Genomic DNA, 20,651 nt, shown 5'->3' on the forward strand with positions numbered 1-20,651 from the left:
AGAGCATCATAGAAATAAATACCGCCATTTAGCCGAGTTGAAACGGGGACTGAAGTAGGGGAAGTACAGTTTCTTCAGGAATTCCTGGAAGTCAAAACAAAAAACACGCTCCGGCTGCAAGAGCCGGGCGTGCGGTGAAGAATGTGTTGGGAAATCAGTTAAGTTTCATTCCTCACGAACGAAACTGACATTTGCGGATCCTTGTGCTGGCGAAGCCTCGGGTCTTCTTTTGCGATTTTTGGATGGATCTTTGAACGGACTGAACTTCATGCCGAGCGTCGAGGCCGCAAGGCCAAGTAGCAAACCCCCGCACATATCGATGAGCCAGTGTATACCCAGGTAGAAAATCGCAAAGATCACGACAACCGCACTGATGCTGCAGAACCAGGCCCAGCGTTTGTTGCCTGAGCGTATAGCCAGAATGGCAAGCGTTACGGATATGGAGGTGTGCAGGCTTGGGAAGCAATTATTTATTCCGGATAAAGCCCGGTATTCCGTCTCGAAGTGTGGAAAAGCGTCAAGCATCAAAAACTGCACAGTCGGATCATGCGCCCAAACCTCATTGACAGGGAAATATAAATAAAACGGGATAGCTACAAGATAGTTCAGCATGATCGCGTAGCATAACGCGTAGAACATGCGCCGGGTTTTTTCCTGATACGTATAAAGACCGATTGAAGTGATGAGCAGCGCTTGAAATACAACGACATACATCATCGCCAGTACAGTCGTCAAAATATCATTTTTAAAAAAATGCTGCAGGTTGCCCACAAAATGACCTTCGATTGATTGAAAAAAAGTAGCGAAATCATGAGTGTTTATCATATTTTGTTCGATAGAAAGCTCATATTTATTGAAAAATAAAATGAGCATCATTGCTGCAAAATGAAGCAGGTATTTGCGGTTCGTCGCCAGCTCTTTCAGAAATAATCCGCCGATGCGGAGCGGGTTGCTCAAAGAACCATACCCCAATAAAATGACAACCACAATCGTGGTGTAGATGGCAACGGTTGTCATATTGTTGAACAGAATCATCGTATTTACTTCCCCCCAAAAAACCGGTTTCTATGGCTGCGATTCAGTATAGCATATTTTAAGGGGGAGACCGCATGTTCAAAAACTGTTCACGAATTGGATGTATTCGCTCAGGAGCGTTTGGCATTTACGCCTACCATTCCGCCGACCATGCCGCACAGAAGCGTTTCCAGAAGCATGATCAAGGTTCGTCCGCTGACTCCCGTATTGGAAGCCATGAAGCTGATAAACAGCACCAGCACCGCATAGAAAAGACCCAGCATCCCGCCTGAATACCAGCCGCGGCGTCCGGATCTCCGGCCTGATACGAAGCCGCCGGCTAGGGCTGCGCAGCCATGGACGATCATACTGTAGGAAGGCAGCTCGCTTTCCTGCATGCTGCCCCATCTTAACAATGCCGACAGCAGCAGGGCTCCGGCAGCCAGCCAGATCCCCGCATACAGAAGTCCCGAGAGCATGGGCGATTTCATATGCACATTAGGAACATTTTTCATTGGATTCATTCCGTGCAGCCTCCTTAAGAATTATAGCGATGCTTTCCTTCCACGGATGACATGCTGCCAGAGAATCATTTTATACCCGGGAAGGACAGGTTAAAACTTTTCGTTACTAAACATATGGTCAAGCTGACAAGAATAGTACAAGTCGAGCGGTAATATTCCAATTGTGGCAAAGAAGATTCCATGGGGCAGAATTTGGGGCAGGAGATGAATATAACCAACCCTTTTGGACGTATGACCCCGCACATGGAAGGTGACAATACTCCTTAGAACTTTGGGAGGACGTGATCTGATGGACCTCTGGATTCTTGCGCTCCGTACCGTTTTGATTTATTTTGTGGTCTTTCTGACCTTGCGTTTCATGGGGAAAAGAGAGATCGGCCGGTTGTCAGTCTTTGATCTTGTGATCTCTGTCATGATCGCGGAAATTGCGGTCATTGTCATTGAAGACACGTCAAGACCGATGATGGAAGGCTTGCTTCCGATGGCCGTACTGGTCATAATCCAGATTGGAATTGCGTTAATCACCCTGAAAAGCCACACGCTTCGCACATGGTTTGATGGTAAGCCCTCGGTCGTTATTCAGGGAGGCAAGCTGGATCGCGAGGCCATGAAAAAGCAGCGATACAATCTGGATGATCTCATGCTGCAGCTTCGGGAAAATCAGATATCTTCCGTTGCCGATGTTGAATTCGCGCTTCTTGAACCAAGCGGCAAATTATCCGTCATCGAAAAAGAGAATCCGCAGCCGGATGAACCGGATGCCAACAACCGGCAAGATTCCGAATGGGCCAAAAAATCAACGCCGCCGAAGCCTTTTCCCAAAAATTTCAGATTCGAATCCCTGCCTGTTGCCTTGATCATGGACGGCAAGCTGCAAACCGATAATTTGGAGCGTATGGGCAAAGACCGTTTCTGGCTTAATAATCAACTGCGCCAGAATGGCGTGTATGATATGAAGAAAATATTTCTCTGCACCATTGACCACAATGGCAAGCTGTATATCGATGACGGCCGCAAATAAGGACCGTTCTTTCTCTCCCCGGATGAGAAGGAGCGATCCTTTTTTCTGCCCATTCCTCTTTAGGATTTAGATATTATTTAGCGGAACCACCTTCCGATCAGGGGGAGCCGGGCGGCATCGTAACGGTCAATAATGCGAAGCTTAACCATTAGAATCAAATATACCAAAACGCCCAGGAGGCAGGCTGCGGTCATGTTTTGCCATAATGCTGGCAGGGTTTGTTGATTCATCATCCAGAGGGAGACAGCCCCCATGATAACCATTGCCGCTCCGACCTTCAGGAAGTCCATAATGTTCATCCGGAATTTGACAAAACGCATAACACTGAATGCATGAAGCAAAGTGACCAGCACGATATTGATATTGATGGCGATCAGAGCGCCATAGATGCCAAGCTCAGGGTCAGAAGCTAATTTGATAATAAGGAGAAGCTTGACCACTGCGCCAATGAATGTATTCATAAGAGCTGTACCTGGCTTCTCCAGCGCCTGGAGCGCAGCCTGGAGCGGAGCCTGCATGTAAATAAAGAGACCGATTGGCGCCATCCACTTGAGCATGGGGGCAATTTCCGCATGATTGTACAGCAGCCGGCAGATCGGTTCGGCGAACAGAGCCATCACCACGACGAAGGGGGCGCCAGTGACCAGGGCCAGCCGCATCGATTGGTGAAGCCGCTTATGGATTGTCGTCCAATCTCCTTTGGCTGCTGCTTCAGAAAGCGAGGGAATCAGAGAAACAGCCAGCGAGTAAGTAAGCGCCGTCGGCAGAAGCAGGATAGGGATGATCATTCCCTGCAGGGCGCCATACTGGGCAGTTGCAATGCCGGTTGCGATACCCGCGGCTGCGAGCGCACGAGCGGTGAAAATGGATTCGAGCAGGTAGGAAAAGGAGCCGATCATTCTGCTTGCCGTCACGGGGACGGACAGATTGATGAGGCGCCGCAGAATTGGTTTTTGACTATCGCTGCCCATTATTGGCTGGCCGGGCTGATAGGCGGCTTCCAGACTGTCTGCCGCTTCATGCTGCGGGGCGGAGGATTGCCGGCGCTTGTCCCGGACATATTGCCAGACTAGTACCGCCAATCCCATAATTTCACCAGCAACGACGCCGATCATGGCGCCTGCCGCCGCCCATGCCAGACCGTAAGGAAGCAGCCAGCTTGCAAACAGGAGTACAAAAACAATACGGAAAATCGTTTCGACGGTCGTGGAAATCGCGGTTGGAATCATATTTTGTTTGCCTTGAAAATAGCCCCTGTATACGGAAGAAATCCCGATTATGAGAAGGAGGGGGGTCATCATGAGAAAGGTCTGATAAACGCGCTGGTCCGTCATCAAATGCTTGACCATCCATGGGGTAAGCAGAATAAAGGAGACTGTCAGCACGCAGGACAGAGAAACCACCAGTCCCATTGCCGTCCGGAAAATTTGTTTTACGCGTCTATGATCGCCTTGTGACTCCGCCTCGGCAATCCATTTGGCGATTGCCAGGGGAATCCCGCCTGTTATAAGGGTAAGAAGCACGATCAGGAAAGGGTAACCGAGCTGGTATAGGCCCACGCCCTCCGCTCCGATGATTCGCGGCAGCGCAATACGGGGAATGAACGCAAGTATGCGATTCACGACTCCGGCAGCCAGCAGGATAAGAGCCCCTTTGATAAACGTTTGCTTGGTCACGGTCGTTCCCTCTTTCCTCCACGATTAATGGACGTGCTCAAGTGAATGACAGCATGCAGACGCTAACCTGTCCTGTCTTCATGTTTATGCGAGGCATGTCCGTTTCCATGCAGCCAATTTTGAACCTGCAGCAGGAATCCAGGGGCAGGCGGCGAATATAAGGAGCAGCAGAGAAAGAAAGCAGGAAGTGCGAAAGGAGTTGTTCCCTTGACAACGGAGAATAATCTTTTATTGACCGATGACGATAAGCCGATGACAAGTGAAGAATGGGTGAGCTCGATTGAATCGCTGTGTCAGAGCAAAGCGGAAGAGTTCAGGCTTGTGGGCTACGAATATGTTTCTGGCAAGGATATATGGGAATGTGTCAGTGAGAAATACGCCAAGACCGGAGAACCGATGATGCACCAGGTGGTAAATGACATTTTGTCGCTCAAGGTAACGAAATTCATGAACTTTATGACCATCAGCGCCTATAAAGGAACCCATTTTTAAAAGAGGGGCTCTTTTTTTTTGACTCGTTTTTGCACCATCGTTATAATAGGAATATTGACATGAGAATTTAAGGGGGAACTAAGGGTATTATGAACCGTCGTCTGCTAGCATTTGTGCTCATCGTCGTCGTATCCGTCGGCGTCGTAGCAGCAACTAGCCCTATGATCATTGACAAGGTCAGGCTGGGTCTTGATCTGAAGGGTGGATTCGAAATTCTGTACGAGGCACAACCGATTGAAGCAGGTGGAAAGGTTACCAAAGAGTCCTTGACCGAGACAGCCAAAAGTCTCGAACAGCGTGCAAACGCAACGGGGGTTGCTGAGCCTGACGTAACAACTGAAGGTTCAAACCGGATTCGCGTCAAGATTGCAGGAGTCACCGATGAGAATAAAGTGCGTGATATTCTCAAGAAACCGGCTGAGCTTACCTTCCGCAGTGCCCGCGGCTGTGCTGACGACGCAGGCTATTGCAAGGTGGAGCTTCAAGGGAACGAGTTCAAACAAAATGGGGCGGATATCCGCCAAACCAATTTGAACCAGTATGAGATATCCATAAAGATGAAGGATAAAAGCAAATTTGCCGAGATAACCAGAGAAATTTCGAAGCTTTCTCCAAAAAATCAATTGGCCATTTATTTGGATGATACAGAGCTATCAGCGCCTAACGTCGCACAGGAAATCAACAGCGATGAAGCTGTTATAACCGGTGATTACACCCGTGAGGAAGCAACCGATCTGAAGAATACAATCAACCTTGGCGCACTTCCGCTTAAATTGACGGAGAAATATACCCAGAGCGTAGGGGCGACCTTGGGCAAACTTTCCTTGCAGGAAACATTGTTTGCCGGTGCGCTCGGAACGGTACTTATCCTGCTGTTTATGATGATTTTTTACCGTCTGCCTGGAATTATTGCCAGTGTGTCGATCGTGGTGTTCATCTGGCTTTTGCTCCTGTGCTTCAACTTGATTAATGCGACACTTACTCTGCCTGGTATTGCCGCCTTTATATTGGGAATCGGGATGGCGGTCGACGCCAACATAATTATGGCGGAACGGATCAAGGAGGAAATGCGCAGCGGCAAGAGCATCATGTCCTCGCATAAGGCCGGTTCCAAAAACTCTTTCCGGACCATTATTGATGCGCACGTAACGACAGGGATTGCAGGGATCGTGCTTTATTTCCTTGGGACAGGCGCTGTCAAAGGCTTTGCGATCATTCTCATCCTGACCATTATTGTGAGTATACTGTCCAACGTGTTCATCTCCCGCTTTCTCCTTTCCCTGCTTATTCGCAGTAACTTGGTGAAAAAACCGGGATATTTCGGAGTCAAGGAGGAGGATATCCGTGCGCTTTAATAAATTTGGTCATGATTCGAACATCAAGTTCGATTTTGTAAAAAGATCGCGTTACTTCTTTATCTTTTCGATTGCCATCACGATATTGGGAATCGCTATGCTCGGCATTTTTGGAATGAATTACGGGGTTGATTTTCGTGCAGGCTCCAGTGTCGATATCGCCGTCAAGAAGGATATGAGTGGACAAAAGGAAGCCATCGAGAAGTTCCTTGCGGATAACGGCCTGGGTCAACCGGCCATAACCGTTGGAGCCAGCCGTGTAACCATGCGCTTTGACACCGTTCTTGACGACGCCAAGGAAAGAACGCTTAAAGATGGCTTTGCTGCGAATTTTGACAAGGATGCATCCGCCGAGGTGAATACGGTTGATGTTGAAATTGCCAAAGAACTGGAACGCAATGCATTAATTGCGATGCTCGTTGCAAGTTTGGGTATCGTGATCTATGTAAGCATCCGTTTTGAATGGCGCTTTGCGCTCGCGGCGATTGTCGCCCTGATGCATGACGCCTTCATCGTAATCAGTGTGTTCTCGATTCTGCAGCTGGAAGTGAATTTGCCGTTCATCGTTGCGGTATTGACCATTATCGGTTACTCCATTAACGATACGATCGTCATATTTGACCGTGTGCGCGAGAATTTACGTTTTGCCAAGATCAAGAAGCCGTCCGATCTGGACGAGCTGGTTAATGCCAGCGTAGGGCAGACGTTCACGCGGTCCATTAATACGGTATTGACTGTTGCGGTCGCTGCAATTTGTTTGTTGATATTCGGCAGTGAAGCCATCAAACTGTTCTCACTGGCCATTCTCATTGGACTTGTCAGCGGAGCATATTCTTCGATCTTTATCGCAAGCCCGCTCTGGCTGGTGCTGAAGAAGAAACAAAAACCAAAAACAGCGGTAAAAACGCCAGCCGCTTCATAAGATTATAAGGATTCAATTATTATGATGGCTTAGGAGGCCTCCATGACAGCGAATCAACGTTACGCTAAGGCGGAATCAGCGGCATGGACCGGACTTCTCGGTAATGTCTGCATCGCGGCGGTGAAAGGTGGAATCGGTGCGCAAACAGGCAGTAAAGCATTGCTTGCCGATGCATGCCGCTCCGCCTCCGACGCTGCTTCATCATTTGTCTCTCTTACCGGTATCAGGCGCAGCAGGAGGCTTGGCGCACCCGATGCTCCGGTACCGGCCCTGCAAGGAAAAACCGAGGCAGCATCCGGTGTGATGGCTTCGATATTACTGATGATTGTCGGATTGGAAATCGGTATATCCGCCATCAAATCAATCGCCGACGGGGTGGACAAGGGGCCGGGCTGGCCTGCCGTTACAACAGTCGTGCTTGCTTTTGTCATAAAGGAGCTGTTCTTCCCGATTAAAGAACGCCGTACTGATTTTTATGCTTCATTGGCTGCTCTCGTGGGAACAGGGGCGGCAGCCCTCGGCAAGCCGCTCGATCTGCCGGTGCTCTATTATTTTGATCCCGCGTCATCGCTTATTATTGTGGTGATTGTGTTCTCCAGCGGTTACCGTGTAGCTTCAGCTTCCGTATTGAAAAGCCATTCAAGTGAGATCGAGCCTGCGGATCTGAATGAATTCAAAGCCGCGATTCAGCGGATTGAAGGCGTAATTGCAGTTGAGGAGCTTCGTGTCCGGGAGCATGGGCATTATGTTGTCGGGGACATCGTAATTAGCGTTAATCCGCGCATCTCGGTTCTAGAAGGCAACGAGATTGCCAAGCGGGTCAAATACTTCTTGATGAAGCGGTTCAGTCATGTTACGGATGTATCGGTACATGTTGAGCCCTATGACCCGGGTTATCCATACAAATCCAATCACGATCCGAACCAGGACCATATTCCGACGCTGTTGCAGTAGCAGCAGCGTTTTTTTTGAGCTTATAGCGATTATTTCAGTCCTGGTGAAAGGAGGTGTGCATTCTGATCAGATCCAAAACACGTTGGACTGTCGCAAAGATTGACGATGAAGGAGAGGAACGCGCCGCCATATTGGCCCGTGAATTATCCTTGTCACCATTGGTCGCAAGACTGCTTGTTCAAAGGGGTTTAGCTGGTGTTGATGCCGCGCGTCAGTTTCTTTATGGCGGTTTAGAGGACCTGCATGATCCATTTCTGCTGAAGGGGATGGAACAAGCCGTTAAGCGCATCAGGCAGGCGGAGGAACGAAATGAGTATATCCGAATATTTGGCGACTATGACGCGGATGGAGTTTCCTCCACTGCGCTGATGACCTTTTTGTTCCGCAGAATGGGACTGAAGTTCGACTCTTACATACCGCACCGTACCCTGGAGGGGTATGGGCTGAATGCAAAAGCGATTGATCTTGCCGCTGAAGCGGGGGTTAAGCTGATTGTGACAGTGGATACTGGAATCAGCGCCGTTGAACAAATCAATCACGCCAATTCGCTGGGGATCGATGTTATTGTGACGGATCACCACGAGCCGCCGCATGTGCTGCCGGATGCATGGTCATTAATCAATCCCAAGCAGGAGGACTGCTCCTACCCGTTTAAGGGCTTGGCAGGTGTAGGCGTGGCGTTCAAGCTGGCACAGGCGCTGCTGGGCGAACCGCCGGTGGAATGGTGCGATGTTGTCGCGCTTGGTACCGTCGCGGATTTAATGCCGCTCACGGATGAAAACCGGGTATTGGTGCGTCTTGGTCTGCAGGAGCTGCGCAAAGGGGATAAGCCGGGCTTCCGTGCTCTTGCGGACGCGGCGGGCATCAAGCTTGCTGCTGTCAATTCTACAGACATTGGTTTTGGAATGGCGCCGCGGATCAACGCGGCGGGCCGTCTGGACCATGCGCATCGGGCATTGAACCTGCTTACCGCTTCGGATGACGAGACAGCGGCAGAGGCTGCTTTTACACTGGATACCTTGAACCGTGAGAGGCAGCTTATCGTGGAAACCATTGTGAAGGAAGCCGAGCAGCAGTGGGAGGACAAGCGCAGCTTAGCCGCTGAAGCGGGGCAGAAGGAGCCGTCTGTCATCGTGCTGGCTTCCGAAGGCTGGAATGTCGGTGTTGTAGGAATTGTAGCGTCCAAGCTGATTGATCGATTCTACAAGCCAACACTTATTCTGAGCATCGACAAGGAAAGCAGGATGTGTAAGGGCTCTGCCAGGTCGATTGCCGGATATGATTTGCATGCCGCGCTGACACGATGCGATGAGCTGCTGGACCATTATGGCGGCCATCAGGCGGCAGCTGGCATGAGCCTGCATGCAGACAATCTGGAGCTGCTGGAGTCGCGTCTGTGCCAACTGGCGGATGAATGGCTCACGGAGGAAGACTGGATCCCGGGAACCTTGATTGATATGCCGTGCACAATCAAAGATGCTTCCATGGATGTACTGGAGCAGCTTGGACAGCTTGAGCCGTTCGGAAATGGCAATATGGCCCCTAAGCTGCTTCTGCAAGGGGCGAAGCTTGCGGACCGGCGGGCCATTGGCAGGGAGAGCAAGCATTTGAAGCTGTCGCTGAGCGGCGACGGGAAGCTGCTGGATGCGGTCGGTTTTGGCTTCGGCAAGCACTTGGATAAGCTCTCCGATGACGCTGAGCTAGAACTGGTTGGCGAGCTTTCCATCAATGAATGGAATGGCGAACGCCGGGTGCAGTTCATGGTTGGCGATATGCGGGTGCCGCATATTCAGCTTTTTGATCGCCGTGGACAAGCCGGCAGCGATTCGTTCTCAGCTTTGCTCAAGCTGATCAAGGATGACGATCTGGAATCTGTCCTGGTCCTGATTCCGTCGCCGGTATGGCTTGAGGCCGTCAGGGAATCGGAATCCGCGGCTCTCCCGGATGGCCTTCGGATGGTCACTTATGAAGATGCTGCAGAAGCTAGCTGGTATTGCTCCAAATTGATTATTCTGGGGAGGCCGCCTTCTGCAGATAAGCTCGCTTCCTCCATTAAGGCTTGCCAAGGGATTGAAAGGGTCTACGCCATGTACAGCGAATCCTTTAACGGTTATGAAGACAAGCCAGGCAGCAAAGCGAAATCTGCCGCATCGCGTCAGGACAAGCAAAAAAAACCTGAAACTGCAGCCGTACAGCCATTCTCCCATACGGACCGCAAGAATTTCGGCCACCTGTACCAGACCCTTCGTCGCGTATGTCCAATCAACGAGGATGGCGCAGCGGATCGGCTGTCTGTCATGATGGGCTGGAAGAAAGCGTCTGCCGCTTTCATGTTGAAGGTGTTTCTGGAGCTGGAGCTGATCCATACAGAGAACAATGAGCTCCGGCTTGTCGCCGATCCCGTCAAAAGAGAGCTTGCTCATTCTCGAACATATCGTGATGCGCTGCGGCGGGAGAAGACGGAGCAGATTTTGTTCGCAGAAACCAAAGAGCTTGCCGGCTGGATTATTGAGCAGGCGGAGGAAGCTTTACCGTTATCCATAATAAAAGGAGTGGGCGTTTCATGAATTTTAAGGATTATATTCGGATTATTCCCGATTTTCCACAGCCGGGCATTCGATTTAAGGATATTACAACACTGATAAACAATGGTCCTGTTTACTGCGCGGTTATCGATGCCCTGAAGCAGGCGGTGGCAGACAAGCAGATTGATCTGATTGCCGGACCGGAAGCCCGCGGCTTTATTGTAGGTGCGCCGCTAGCGGTTGCGCTTGGCGTTGGATTCGTACCGATTCGTAAAAGCGGCAAGCTTCCGGGTGAGGTGGTAGAAGCCGATTATGATCTTGAGTATGGCAAAGACAAGCTGGCGATTCACAAGGACGCCATCCAGCCTGGCCAGAGAGTGCTTATCGCAGATGATCTGCTCGCTACGGGAGGAACGATTGCAACGACACTCAATCTGATCGATCAGCTTGGCGGACAAGTAATCGGAGCGGCCTTCCTGATCGAGCTTGGTTATCTGGACGGCCGCAGCAAGCTTGGCGACCTGGATATTTTCTCATTGATGACCTATTGATTCCTTCGAACAGATGGTAAGAAAAAACACCGGAATGATCATGTTCCGGTGTTTTTTCTCAATTTATTAAGTTCATTCCGTATCATTTTATAAGACTTTCTTCTCATCTATCAACAGTGAGAGTTGACCTTGCTTTTTGTTTTGTGAATGGGGAGAAGGTCGCGCTTTGACCGGCTGCATGAGGTATGCCGCATCCTGCTAGTGTATGAAGGGCCTATGTCAGGTCCGGTGGCTCGCTTCACAAGAGGGGCAAGAGTGCCGCCAATGGCTGCCATAGTTGACGCTGAGCCCTGACAGGGGGCATAATAAGGGGAAATAGAAGTCGGGAAGGGACGTTTCATGGGCATCGAGCAGTTACTCAAAATAGCTTCCACCTATATGAAGGAACAGGATTTGCAAAAAATTCAGGAAGCTTATGATTTTGCAGATCAAGCCCATCACGGGCAGGTTCGTAAATCAGGTGAGCCCTATATCCTGCATCCTGTTGCAGTTGCGGAAATTCTCGTCAATATGCAGATGGATGTATTGTCGATAATAGCGGCTCTCCTTCATGATGTGGTCGAGGATACGACCGTCCCGTTGGAAGAGGTCAGGTCCCGGTTTGGCGAGCCATGCGCGGCGGTTGTGGACGGTCTGACCAAGCTGGAGAAGATCCAGTTCCGCTCCAAGGAAGAGCAGCAGAACGAGAATTACCGGAAAATGTTTGTCGCGATGGCGCAGGATATCCGTGTCATTCTTATTAAACTTGCTGACCGGCTTCATAATATGCGCACACTCAAATATCAGTCAGAGGAAGCGCAGCGGCGCATCGCCTATGAGACGCTTGAGATTTTCTGTCCGATCGCGAACCGTCTTGGTATTTCTGCCATCAAGTGGGAAATGGAAGATATCGCGCTGCGTTATTTGAATCCCCAGCAGTATTACCGGATTGCCAATCTGATGAAGAAGAAACGCACGGAGCGGGAGCAGTATATCGCCGACGTCATCGGACGGATCACCGAGAAGCTCGAGGAAATGAATATCGAAGGCGATATATCCGGCAGGCCCAAGCATATTTACAGCATTTATAAAAAAATGACGACGAGAAGCAAGCAGTTCAACGAAATCTACGATCTGCTCGCCATCCGTATTATTGTGGATAATATCAAGGATTGTTATGCCACACTCGGTATTATTCATACGCTTTGGAAGCCGATGCCTGGCCGCTTCAAGGATTATATCGCGATGCCCAAAGCCAATATGTATCAGTCGCTCCATACGACAGTGATCGGACCGACAGGGGAGCCTACGGAGGTGCAGATCAGAACGTGGGACATGCACCGCACATCCGAATTCGGGATTGCCGCCCACTGGGCCTACAAGGAAGGGACCGTAGTGCCAGGCGGCTATTTCGAGGATAAAATGACGCTGTTCCGTGAAATTATCGAGCTACAGCATGAGGCCAGCGACGCATCGGAATTTGTCGAATCCCTGAAGATGGATTTCTTTTCCGATCTTGTTTTTGTATTTACCCCAAAAGGGGAAGTCTTTGAGCTGCCGGCAGGTGCGGTACCGCTGGATTTCGCTTATCGGGTTCATACGGAGGTCGGCAACCGTACGATCGGAGCCAAGGTCAACGGACGAATCGTCCCGCTTGACTACAAGCTGAAGACCGGTGACATCGTTGAGATTCTCACCTCGAAGCATTCCTACGGCCCCAGTCAGGACTGGATCAAAATCGCCCAATCCTCTCATGCCCGCAGTAAAATCAAGCAGTGGTTCAAGAAAGAGCGCCGCGAAGAGAATGTGGAGAAAGGCCGTGACATGCTCGAGCGCGAGCTGAAACGTCTGGGGCTGGAGCCTCCGGCATGGCTCAGCGATTCGCAGCTGCAGGAAGCTGCCGCCAAATTCACCTTTAACGATATCGACGATATGCTGTCCGCGATCGGTTTCGGCGGCATCACTGCTGCCCAGATTGTAACCAAGCTGACGGAAAAGATGCGCAAAGAAGCAGAAGAAGCCAATCAAATTGAATTGACGAATGAGAAGAAGGATGTCAAGACCGCACCGGCGCAGCGCAAGACTCGGCCCACCCATGGTGTTACGGTCAAAGGCCTGGATAATTTGCTCGTTCGATTTGCGCGCTGCTGCAATCCGATCCCCGGAGACGATATTATCGGATATATCACCCGGGGCCGCGGCGTATCCGTACACCGGGCAGATTGCCAGAACATTCCACTCGGTGAAGGCGGCGAGGAAGCGGGACGCGTTATTGAAGTGGAGTGGGAGCAGTCCATTGAGGCCAACTATAGTGTGGATATTGAAATTACCGGTCATGACCGCCGCGGCTTGCTGAATGAAGTGCTGCAGGCCGTGTCGGAGAGCAAAACCAATATTTCCGCGGTGTCCGGACGTTCTGACAAGAACAAGCTGGCCATGATCCACATGACCATCCTGATCCGTAATCTGGAACATTTGCAGTCTGTTGTGGAGAAGATCAAGCGTGTGAAGGATGTGTATTCGGTCCATCGGATCATGCAATAGGTAATGGAGAGGGTTATAGACATATGAGAGTCGTTGTGCAGCGCAGCAAGCATGCGGCCGTAACCATCGATGGCGAGACGGTCGGCTCCATCGAGCAAGGTTTTGTCCTGTTGGTAGGTCTTACGCATGAAGATACCGAAAACGATGTCCGCTGGATGGCTGATAAAATTGCGGGCTTGCGGATTTTTGAAGATAACAGCGATAAAATGAATTTATCCATTCTTGATGCCGGAGGGTCCATTTTATCGGTTTCCCAGTTCACTTTGTACGGCGATTGCCGAAAGGGCAGGCGTCCCAATTTCATGGCTGCGGCCAAGCCGGAGCTGGCCGAAGTGCTGTATTTAAACTTTAACGAGGTGCTGCGGTCCAGTGGGCTTCATGTGGAGACGGGGCGTTTTGGGGCAATGATGGATGTCTCTCTGGTCAATTGGGGTCCGGTCACTCTTTTATTGGACAGCAGGCAATAAGGGAGTCAGGAAGAGAATTTATTCCAAACCGGCCGGACACGGCTTAATTCCGGGCGCATGGGCAACACTAGTAACCATATAAGCTTAAAAAGGCGATGCAGCGGGAATGGAGAATTCATAACCCGGCTGCGGTTTTTTCCTTGAGACTTGGCGACAGATCTTTTTATCTGCCGCCTTACGGACTCTGGACGACTTTTTAAGTAAATGGGTGAAAAGGGGTTTGCCGCCATGCACCAGTCGCGTAAGGAGCAAGGTATGGAACGATCCTCCAGGAGACTGCTTCAGGCGGACCGCCGGGAAGCATTGATCTTCTCGGAGCTTGAGGAGGAGATCGCTGCCGAATGGATGGGCGGGGCAGTGGCTCCACGCCGAGAAACTCAGGGCGAGCACGGCAGTTGAGGATGTGCAAAGAGAGGAGAGGCCGTAGCTGAAGTGAGGCCTCTTTCTCGTCTTGTGCGGGGAATGTTGTGATTTTTTCTCTAATCAAACATTGCTTGCATCTCCATGTAGGTAATTTTTTTGGGCTGTCGAGCATGGTTGTGAAGTGTGAAAGGAAACGCTTTTAATTTTGTAATGAAAATGTAACTTATTTTCAATGTTCCTATAACATGTTGAACCTATAATAAAGGTCGACCCCCTTTTTTGAATATATTATTGATGGACCTACAACATTGTTTGTAGGTTTTTTTCTTTGTATATCCCTCCCTATATCTTTCGAACCCTCCCTATATCCCTCCAGAGGAGGGACCCCAAGGGCCGCCGGCCCTCTGGACTCCCGGAATGAATAACGTTGGCGGCACAGAGAAACGCATGGAAGTTACTTCTCACCATGGATCGTTTTCGTCCCTCGCGGGACACACTTCCTTTCTTTGCTCCCAAGGCGCCTGGTGGACTGCGTCCCATAATAACGTTGGTGTGACAGAGCCGGTTTTTAAGTGATGTTTAAATTTGATAAGTTTACTTTTCAATCTTCAGTAACGTAAACGTGAAAGTTTAATAGTTGCATGCATGCACCTCTGAACCCCAAACGTTATCCCAGTCCCAAAGGGACACCAGGCGCCTCGAGCGCAGAAAAAGTAAAAGTGGGTCCCGTCAGGGACGAAAGCTAGAAACCATAATAGTCTTATGATGCGCCCTCTGTTCCCCAAACGTTATTCCAGTCCCAAAGGGACACCAGGTGCCCGAGCGCAGAAAAAGTAAAAGTGGGTCCCGTTAGGGACGAAAAATGAGGCGAACTCGCAGCAGCTAACCTGCTTGGCAGCATCGCCAACGTTATTCCAGTCCAAAAGGGACACCAGGTGCCACCAGCGCAGAAAAAGTAAAAGTGGGTCCCGTCAGGGACGAAAAACGAGGAAACCTCGCAGCAGCTAACCCGCTTGGCAGCATCGCCAACGTTATTCTGCCGGGAGTCCAGAGGGCCGGAACCCTTTGGGGTCCCCCTCCGGGGGATTTAGGGGGCATCCCCCTTGACAGCCCCCATTCCCATCGCTACAATGATTGTTATATTGTGTCGATCCAGTGATGGGACCGCGTCGTTCAACCCGCACCAATTCAGAGAGGGATTCCTTGGCTGCAAGAATCCTCGGCGTGCATGAACGAACAGACTTCCCGGAGGACAATCGGTGAACCGCAAACGGACTGCATCAGTTCCGTTGCACATTAGCCGATCTGCGTAATCGGGCGTTAACCGGGTAAAGCGAATCAATGCCGTGCTTGCTGGCGGTCTGGATTCGAAATGTGGGTGGTACCACGGAAGCTTCGTTTATCGCAGCTCTCGTCCCTTTTGCCTTATTTGATAAGGCAGGGGCGGGAGCTTTTTTGGCCTTATAGAGCGTAGAATCATCACACACGTATCTAGTCCAATAAGGTACAAGGGGAAGAGGGCTATCTGCCCGGAAGCCGTTGCAGCCGGGTTTTCCCCATCAGATGCAATTGAATTGGTATTTGCGAAGGAAGGGCCATTATAAGAAGGAGGGGTTAACGATGGGGTTTCAGAAGCCGCCTGGAACGCAGGATTTTTTGCCTGGTTCTGTAGAGAGATGGCAATTTGTAGAGAGCAAAGCACGCGATATTTGCCGACGGTTTAATTTCCGGGAAATCCGTACACCGATTATTGAAGCGACAGAATTGTTTCAACGGGGTGTGGGAGAAGCGACGGATATTGTAGAGAAAGAGATGTACACATTCACGGACCGCGGCAACCGCAGCATCACGCTCCGCCCGGAAGGTACCGCAGGCGCAGTACGGGCTTTTGTCGAGAACAAGCTGTATGGGGAACCGGATTTGACGAAGCTGTATTACATCGGCCCGATGTTCCGCTATGAACGCCAGCAGGCAGGCCGCTACCGCCAGTTTCACCAGTTCGGCGTAGAAGCGCTGGGTGCGGTTGATCCTGCTCTCGATGCGGAAGTCATTGGGCTGGGCTATATGTTCTATAAGGAAATTGGCCTTAGCGGAGTGACCGTGGAAATCAACTCCGTTGGAACGCCTGCTGTTCGTGCCGCATTTCGCGGTGAGCTGCTCGGCTTCCTGAATCCGATTCGCGGGCTGCTGTGCAAGGATTGCCAGGCCCGGATCGACCGCAATCCGCTGCGTGTGCTGGACTGCAAAGAGGACCAGCATCTTTTTGAAGGCGCCCCGTCCATTCTGGACAGCCTGGATGAGGAGAGCAGGACGCATTTTGAGGGTTTGCAGCGCAGCCTGACTGATATGGATATCCCGTTCACGATCAATTCCCGGCTTGTGCGCGGACTTGATTATTATACGCACACCGCATTCGAATACAAGGCTGCAGGCATCGGCGCTATCGATACCGTAGGCGGCGGCGGCCGATATAACGGACTGGTTGCCGATATCGGCGGTCCTGATCAGCCGGGCGTCGGACTAGGGCTTGGTTTGGAACGTGCAGTGCTTCTGCTTGAAGCGCAGGGTGTGGAGCTTGAGAATTTGAACGGGGTCGATGTCTACCTGGTTGCGCTCGGCGAAGCGGCAGAACGCGAGCTGACGAAGGTGCTGCAGCAGCTGCGCCTGCGCGGCATTGCGGCAGAACGCGACTATCAGGGGAGGAAAATGAAGGCCCAGATGAAATCAGCGGACCGCCTGCAGGTACGCTACACCGCGATACTGGGCGATGACGAGCTGGCCAAGGGCGAGATTGCTCTGAAGGATATGACAAGCGGCGAGCAGCGCTTCGTTCCGCTTGACCGGCTGGCCGATGAAATTCTGGGGTAACGACAGTTTTTTTCTTAATGTACGATCCGGATTTGTGTATGGCCAAAAATACGAACACACCTTAAAAGGAGTCGAATCTAATCATGATGTTGAAAACTCATTCTTGCGGCTTGTTAACGAAAACGGAAGTAGGCCAGACCGTTACATTGAACGGCTGGGTACAGCGCCGGCGCGACCTCGGCGGCGTGTTGTTCATTGATCTTCGCGACCGTACAGGCATTGTGCAAATCGTCTTCAACCCGGATTTCTCCGGAGATGCGCTGGCTGTTGCAGACCGCGCGCGCAATGAATATGTACTGGCTGTCAAAGGTCAGGTAGTCGAACGCGATGCGGAAACGGTCAATGCGAATATTGCAACAGGTGAAATTGAAATCCGCGTCACGGAAATCGAAATCATGAACGCGGCCAAAACGCCTCCATTCCCTATTGAGGATGGCGTGGAAGTGGATGAGTCGGTACGTTTGAAATACCGCTATCTGGATCTTCGCCGTCCGGAAATGCAAAGAACGCTTCAGCTTCGCTCCAAAGCGGCCAAAATATTCCGCGACTTCCTGGATGGAGAAGGCTTTATCGATGTGGAAACGCCGATCTTGACCAAAAGCACGCCGGAAGGCGCGCGTGATTATCTGGTGCCAAGCCGCGTACATGCCGGCGAATTCTTCGCGCTCCCGCAGTCGCCGCAAATCTTCAAGCAGCTTCTGATGGTCAGCGGACTTGAGCGTTATTATCAGATCGCCCGCTGCTTCCGCGATGAGGATCTGCGCGCCGACCGTCAGCCTGAATTTACGCAGGTGGACATCGAGACCTCCTTCCTGTCGCAGGAGCAGCTGCTTGAGCTGATGGAGAAGCTGGTTATCCGGCTGCTTAAGGAAACCGTACAGGTCGACATTCAAGCCCCTTTCCAGCAAATTACCTATGCCGATGCCATGAACAAATACGGCTCGGATAAGCCTGACCTGCGTTTCGGCCTGGAGATGGAAGATATCACGGATATCGTGAGCACCAGCGATGTTAAAGTATTCGCAAGCGTAGCGGCAAGCGGCGGCGTTGTAAAGGCACTCAATGCCAAGGGCTGTGCCAGCTGGAGCCGCAAGGAGCTGGATGACCTCCAGCCGTTTGCATCGCGTTACGGCGGCAAAGGCCTGGCTTGGGTAACGGTCAAGGAAGGCGAATGGCGTGGACCAATCGTGAAATTTTTCAAGCCGGAGGAAATCGCTTCGCTTACCGAGCGTCTTGGCGTGGAAGAAGGCGACTTGCTGCTGTTCTCGGCCGATAAGAAGAAAGTGGTCGCCGATGTGCTTGGCAATTTGCGCCTGAAGATCGGCAAGGATCTGGGCCTGATTGATGAGTCGGCCTTCAAATTCGCTTGGGTTGTGGATTTCCCGCTGCTTGGCTGGGATGAAGATTCCAAACGTTTCGTGGCCGAACATCATCCGTTCACCCGTCCGAACGAGGAGGATCTGGCATTGTTCGACACGGATCCGGGTCAAATCCGCGCGCAAGCGTACGATCTGGTGCTCAATGGATATGAAGTGGGCGGGGGCTCCATGCGTATTTACAAACGCGAGGTACAGGAGCTAATGTTCAAGGCGCTTGGCTTCTCTTCCGAAGAAGCGCATGAGAAGTTCGGCTTCCTGCTGGATGCATTTGATTATGGAACGCCGCCGCACGGAGGAATCGCTTTTGGCTTCGACCGTCTGGTGATGCTGCTTTCCGGCCGTACTAATTTGCGCGAGACGATAGCTTTTCCAAAAACGGCAAGTGCAACCGATCTGATGGTCGATGCCCCATCCGAGGTCGATTTGTCACAGCTGCAGCAGCTTCATATTCGCACGCTTCCCAAGCCGGTAAAACAGACGGAAGCCGCAGCAGCCGCTGCCGGAACGCCAGCTGAGTAGACTTGCGAGAAGGCTGTCCATTTAACATAGACCTCGTGTAAACAAGGACGGATCGATCCCGGTACGGCTGGAGCGTTCCCCCCGGGTTACCCGGCGGGGATGCACGCCTATAAGACAGAAGTATCGTACTGAGAGGCTGTCCTTGCTTATGCAGGACTTTTAGGAGGTGCTGTACCATATGCTACATCAATTTTCGCGTACGGAGCTTGCTATCGGCCCTGAGGGCCTTGAGATCATGAAGCGGAGCACTGTCGCCGTGCTTGGCATTGGGGGAGTAGGCTCCATTGCCGCAGAGGCGCTGGCCAGAACCGGTGTGGGCCGTATTATCCTGATTGACAAGGATGTTGTGGATATCACGAACATCAACCGGCAAATTCATGCGCTCACAACTACAGTGGGCCAGCCCAAGGCCGATCTCATGCGGGAGCGGATCAAGCTGATCAATCCGGATTGCGATGCGATTTCGCTCAGGATGTTTTATACCGAAGAGACCTATGAGAAGCTGTTCGAATATGAGCTCGATTATGTGGTCGACGCGTCCGACACCATTTCGTATAAAATCCATCTCATCAAGCAATGTCTGGAACGTAAAATTCCGATTATTTCAAGCATGGGCGCCGCCAACAAAATGGATCCGACGAAGTTCCAGGTGGCGGACATTTCCAAAACGTCCATGGATCCCATAGCCCGCGTCGTTCGCACGAAGCTGCGCAAGGACGGGATCAAAAAAGGCGTAAAGGTCGTGTTCTCGACAGAGGCGCCGCAGAAGCCGCGTGAGGATGTTACGCAGCGGATCGTGCCCGATAATGCGCCGGAAATTCGCAAGGCTCAGCAGCCGCCGGCCAGCAATGCATTTGTTCCTCCGGTGGCGGGTCTTATCATGGTTAGTGTCGTTGTTAAAGATTTGTTACAATCAGGAGGACAAACACCGTGAACGCAGCCTTAGTGAATAAATTACGTCTTTCTCTGGATATGCGGGCTTTGATTCTGGAGCCGCCTTCTCCTGATTATTTGGAGGAGCTGAGCGTCAGCGGGGAATCGGTCGCCTATGATCCCAAGCTGGCCGGCTCTTACGATTTTGTACTGTTGTTTGCCCCCAGTATTGCCGATTTGAATGAGCATGCACCTATTGTCATGGAGGCGGCCAAAGATGACGGCATGGTCTGGATCTGCTATCCAAAAGGCACGTCCAAGATCAAAACGGATCTTAACCGCGACCGCGGCTGGAATGTGCTGAAATCGGCAGGCTGGGAAGGGGTATCGTTAGTTTCGCTTGATGATACCTGGACCGCTATGCGCTTCCGTTCACCGGTAAAGCCCAAGCCCAAGAGTTCCGGCAAGCGTCCGGAAAAGAGAAAGATCAGCGCTGCCCCTTCACAGGATGCTCCGGCAGTGGACAAGCAGGAATAATCAAATACCGCGAATAAAGAACCGTTTCAGTGAAATCATGAGATATGATGACATTGATGCGGTTTTTTTTGTGCATATCAACAAAAGT

At 51.3% G+C, this 20,651-nt stretch carries 17 protein-coding genes; 14 read left to right on the plus strand and 3 right to left on the minus strand.

Annotated features, from left to right (window positions below; translation table 11 throughout):
• Nucleotides 1-165: 165 nt before the first annotated feature.
• Together ACFOLF_RS30345 and ACFOLF_RS30350 are read right to left on the minus strand one after the other, a co-directional pair.
• On the minus strand, nucleotides 166-1,035 hold the full coding sequence (locus ACFOLF_RS30345) for a phosphatase PAP2 family protein (RefSeq protein ID WP_210045676.1): 870 nt from the start codon (nucleotides 1,033-1,035) through the stop codon (nucleotides 166-168).
• A gap of 110 nt (nucleotides 1,036-1,145) precedes the next feature.
• Entirely contained in the window at nucleotides 1,146-1,538 is a 393-nt protein-coding gene (locus ACFOLF_RS30350) for a TIGR04086 family membrane protein (RefSeq protein WP_210045677.1), read from the minus strand.
• 289 nt (nucleotides 1,539-1,827) lie between these two features.
• Here ACFOLF_RS30350 and ACFOLF_RS30355 point away from each other — a divergent pair, with 289 nt between their 5' ends.
• A complete protein-coding gene (locus ACFOLF_RS30355; RefSeq protein ID WP_210045678.1) occupies nucleotides 1,828-2,559 on the plus strand; it encodes a YetF domain-containing protein in 732 nt (243 codons plus the stop codon).
• A gap of 77 nt (nucleotides 2,560-2,636) precedes the next feature.
• On the opposite strand, the gene spoVB is transcribed toward ACFOLF_RS30355, so the two are convergent.
• Complete coding sequence (spoVB, locus tag ACFOLF_RS30360; RefSeq protein ID WP_210045679.1) at nucleotides 2,637-4,235, minus strand: stage V sporulation protein B; 1,599 nt, start codon at nucleotides 4,233-4,235, stop codon at nucleotides 2,637-2,639.
• Nucleotides 4,236-4,487: 252 nt separating this feature from the next.
• On the opposite strand from spoVB, the gene ACFOLF_RS30365 reads away from it, so the two are divergent.
• From ACFOLF_RS30365 to ACFOLF_RS30425, 13 genes are all read left to right on the plus strand, one after another.
• Complete coding sequence (locus ACFOLF_RS30365; RefSeq protein WP_210045737.1) at nucleotides 4,488-4,727, plus strand: post-transcriptional regulator; 240 nt, start codon at nucleotides 4,488-4,490, stop codon at nucleotides 4,725-4,727.
• 89 nt (nucleotides 4,728-4,816) lie between these two features.
• Entirely contained in the window at nucleotides 4,817-6,082 is a 1,266-nt protein-coding gene (gene secD / locus ACFOLF_RS30370; protein WP_210045680.1) for a protein translocase subunit SecD, read from the plus strand.
• Complete coding sequence (secF, locus tag ACFOLF_RS30375) at nucleotides 6,072-7,004, plus strand: protein translocase subunit SecF (protein ID WP_379113733.1); 933 nt, start codon at nucleotides 6,072-6,074, stop codon at nucleotides 7,002-7,004. Before secD ends, secF begins: the two co-directional genes overlap by 11 nt.
• Nucleotides 7,005-7,046: 42 nt before the next feature.
• A complete protein-coding gene (locus ACFOLF_RS30380; protein WP_210045681.1) occupies nucleotides 7,047-7,958 on the plus strand; it encodes a cation diffusion facilitator family transporter in 912 nt (303 codons plus the stop codon).
• Between the two features lie 53 nt (nucleotides 7,959-8,011).
• Complete coding sequence (recJ, locus tag ACFOLF_RS30385; RefSeq protein WP_379113731.1) at nucleotides 8,012-10,525, plus strand: single-stranded-DNA-specific exonuclease RecJ; 2,514 nt, start codon at nucleotides 8,012-8,014, stop codon at nucleotides 10,523-10,525.
• Nucleotides 10,522-11,034: an adenine phosphoribosyltransferase gene (locus ACFOLF_RS30390; protein ID WP_210045682.1), complete on the plus strand. Its 513-nt coding sequence runs from the start codon at nucleotides 10,522-10,524 to the stop codon at nucleotides 11,032-11,034. Before recJ ends, ACFOLF_RS30390 begins: the two co-directional genes overlap by 4 nt.
• Before the next feature lie 339 nt (nucleotides 11,035-11,373).
• Nucleotides 11,374-13,557, plus strand: a complete 2,184-nt coding sequence (locus ACFOLF_RS30395; RefSeq protein ID WP_210045683.1) for a RelA/SpoT family protein — start codon at nucleotides 11,374-11,376, stop codon at nucleotides 13,555-13,557.
• Between the two features lie 23 nt (nucleotides 13,558-13,580).
• Nucleotides 13,581-14,024, plus strand: coding sequence for a D-aminoacyl-tRNA deacylase (gene dtd, locus ACFOLF_RS30400; protein ID WP_210045684.1), 444 nt, complete (start codon nucleotides 13,581-13,583; stop codon nucleotides 14,022-14,024).
• Between the two features lie 228 nt (nucleotides 14,025-14,252).
• Entirely contained in the window at nucleotides 14,253-14,423 is a 171-nt protein-coding gene (locus ACFOLF_RS30405; protein WP_210045685.1) for a hypothetical protein, read from the plus strand.
• A 1,584-nt stretch (nucleotides 14,424-16,007) separates the two neighbouring features.
• On the plus strand, nucleotides 16,008-17,255 hold the full coding sequence (gene hisS / locus ACFOLF_RS30410) for a histidine--tRNA ligase (protein WP_210045686.1): 1,248 nt from the start codon (nucleotides 16,008-16,010) through the stop codon (nucleotides 17,253-17,255).
• An 83-nt stretch (nucleotides 17,256-17,338) separates the two neighbouring features.
• Entirely contained in the window at nucleotides 17,339-19,153 is a 1,815-nt protein-coding gene (aspS, locus tag ACFOLF_RS30415; protein WP_210045687.1) for an aspartate--tRNA ligase, read from the plus strand.
• A gap of 178 nt (nucleotides 19,154-19,331) precedes the next feature.
• The gene (locus tag ACFOLF_RS30420; RefSeq protein ID WP_210045688.1) at nucleotides 19,332-20,087 is read left to right on the plus strand and encodes a tRNA threonylcarbamoyladenosine dehydratase; all 756 of its coding nucleotides are present in this window, start codon (nucleotides 19,332-19,334) and stop codon (nucleotides 20,085-20,087) included.
• The gene (locus tag ACFOLF_RS30425) at nucleotides 20,084-20,563 is read left to right on the plus strand and encodes a hypothetical protein (protein ID WP_210045689.1); all 480 of its coding nucleotides are present in this window, start codon (nucleotides 20,084-20,086) and stop codon (nucleotides 20,561-20,563) included. Before ACFOLF_RS30420 ends, ACFOLF_RS30425 begins: the two co-directional genes overlap by 4 nt.
• Nucleotides 20,564-20,651 lie beyond the last annotated feature (88 nt).

This window comes from Paenibacillus sepulcri (assembly GCF_042647105.1).
Classification (GTDB): domain Bacteria; phylum Bacillota; class Bacilli; order Paenibacillales; family Paenibacillaceae; genus Paenibacillus_Z; species Paenibacillus_Z sepulcri.

Coding starts and splice junctions, on each gene's coding strand:
- ACFOLF_RS30345 (WP_210045676.1), bottom strand. CDS start 1,035: ATGATTCTGTTCAACAATATGACAACCGTTGCCATCTACACCACGATT.
- ACFOLF_RS30350 (WP_210045677.1), bottom strand. CDS start 1,538: ATGAATCCAATGAAAAATGTTCCTAATGTGCATATGAAATCGCCCATG.
- ACFOLF_RS30355 (WP_210045678.1), top strand. CDS start 1,828: ATGGACCTCTGGATTCTTGCGCTCCGTACCGTTTTGATTTATTTTGTG.
- ACFOLF_RS30365 (WP_210045737.1), top strand. CDS start 4,488: ATGACAAGTGAAGAATGGGTGAGCTCGATTGAATCGCTGTGTCAGAGC.
- secD (WP_210045680.1), top strand. CDS start 4,817: ATGAACCGTCGTCTGCTAGCATTTGTGCTCATCGTCGTCGTATCCGTC.
- ACFOLF_RS30380 (WP_210045681.1), top strand. CDS start 7,047: ATGACAGCGAATCAACGTTACGCTAAGGCGGAATCAGCGGCATGGACC.
- ACFOLF_RS30390 (WP_210045682.1), top strand. CDS start 10,522: ATGAATTTTAAGGATTATATTCGGATTATTCCCGATTTTCCACAGCCG.
- ACFOLF_RS30395 (WP_210045683.1), top strand. CDS start 11,374: ATGGGCATCGAGCAGTTACTCAAAATAGCTTCCACCTATATGAAGGAA.
- dtd (WP_210045684.1), top strand. CDS start 13,581: ATGAGAGTCGTTGTGCAGCGCAGCAAGCATGCGGCCGTAACCATCGAT.
- ACFOLF_RS30405 (WP_210045685.1), top strand. CDS start 14,253: ATGCACCAGTCGCGTAAGGAGCAAGGTATGGAACGATCCTCCAGGAGA.
- hisS (WP_210045686.1), top strand. CDS start 16,008: ATGGGGTTTCAGAAGCCGCCTGGAACGCAGGATTTTTTGCCTGGTTCT.
- aspS (WP_210045687.1), top strand. CDS start 17,339: ATGATGTTGAAAACTCATTCTTGCGGCTTGTTAACGAAAACGGAAGTA.
- ACFOLF_RS30420 (WP_210045688.1), top strand. CDS start 19,332: ATGCTACATCAATTTTCGCGTACGGAGCTTGCTATCGGCCCTGAGGGC.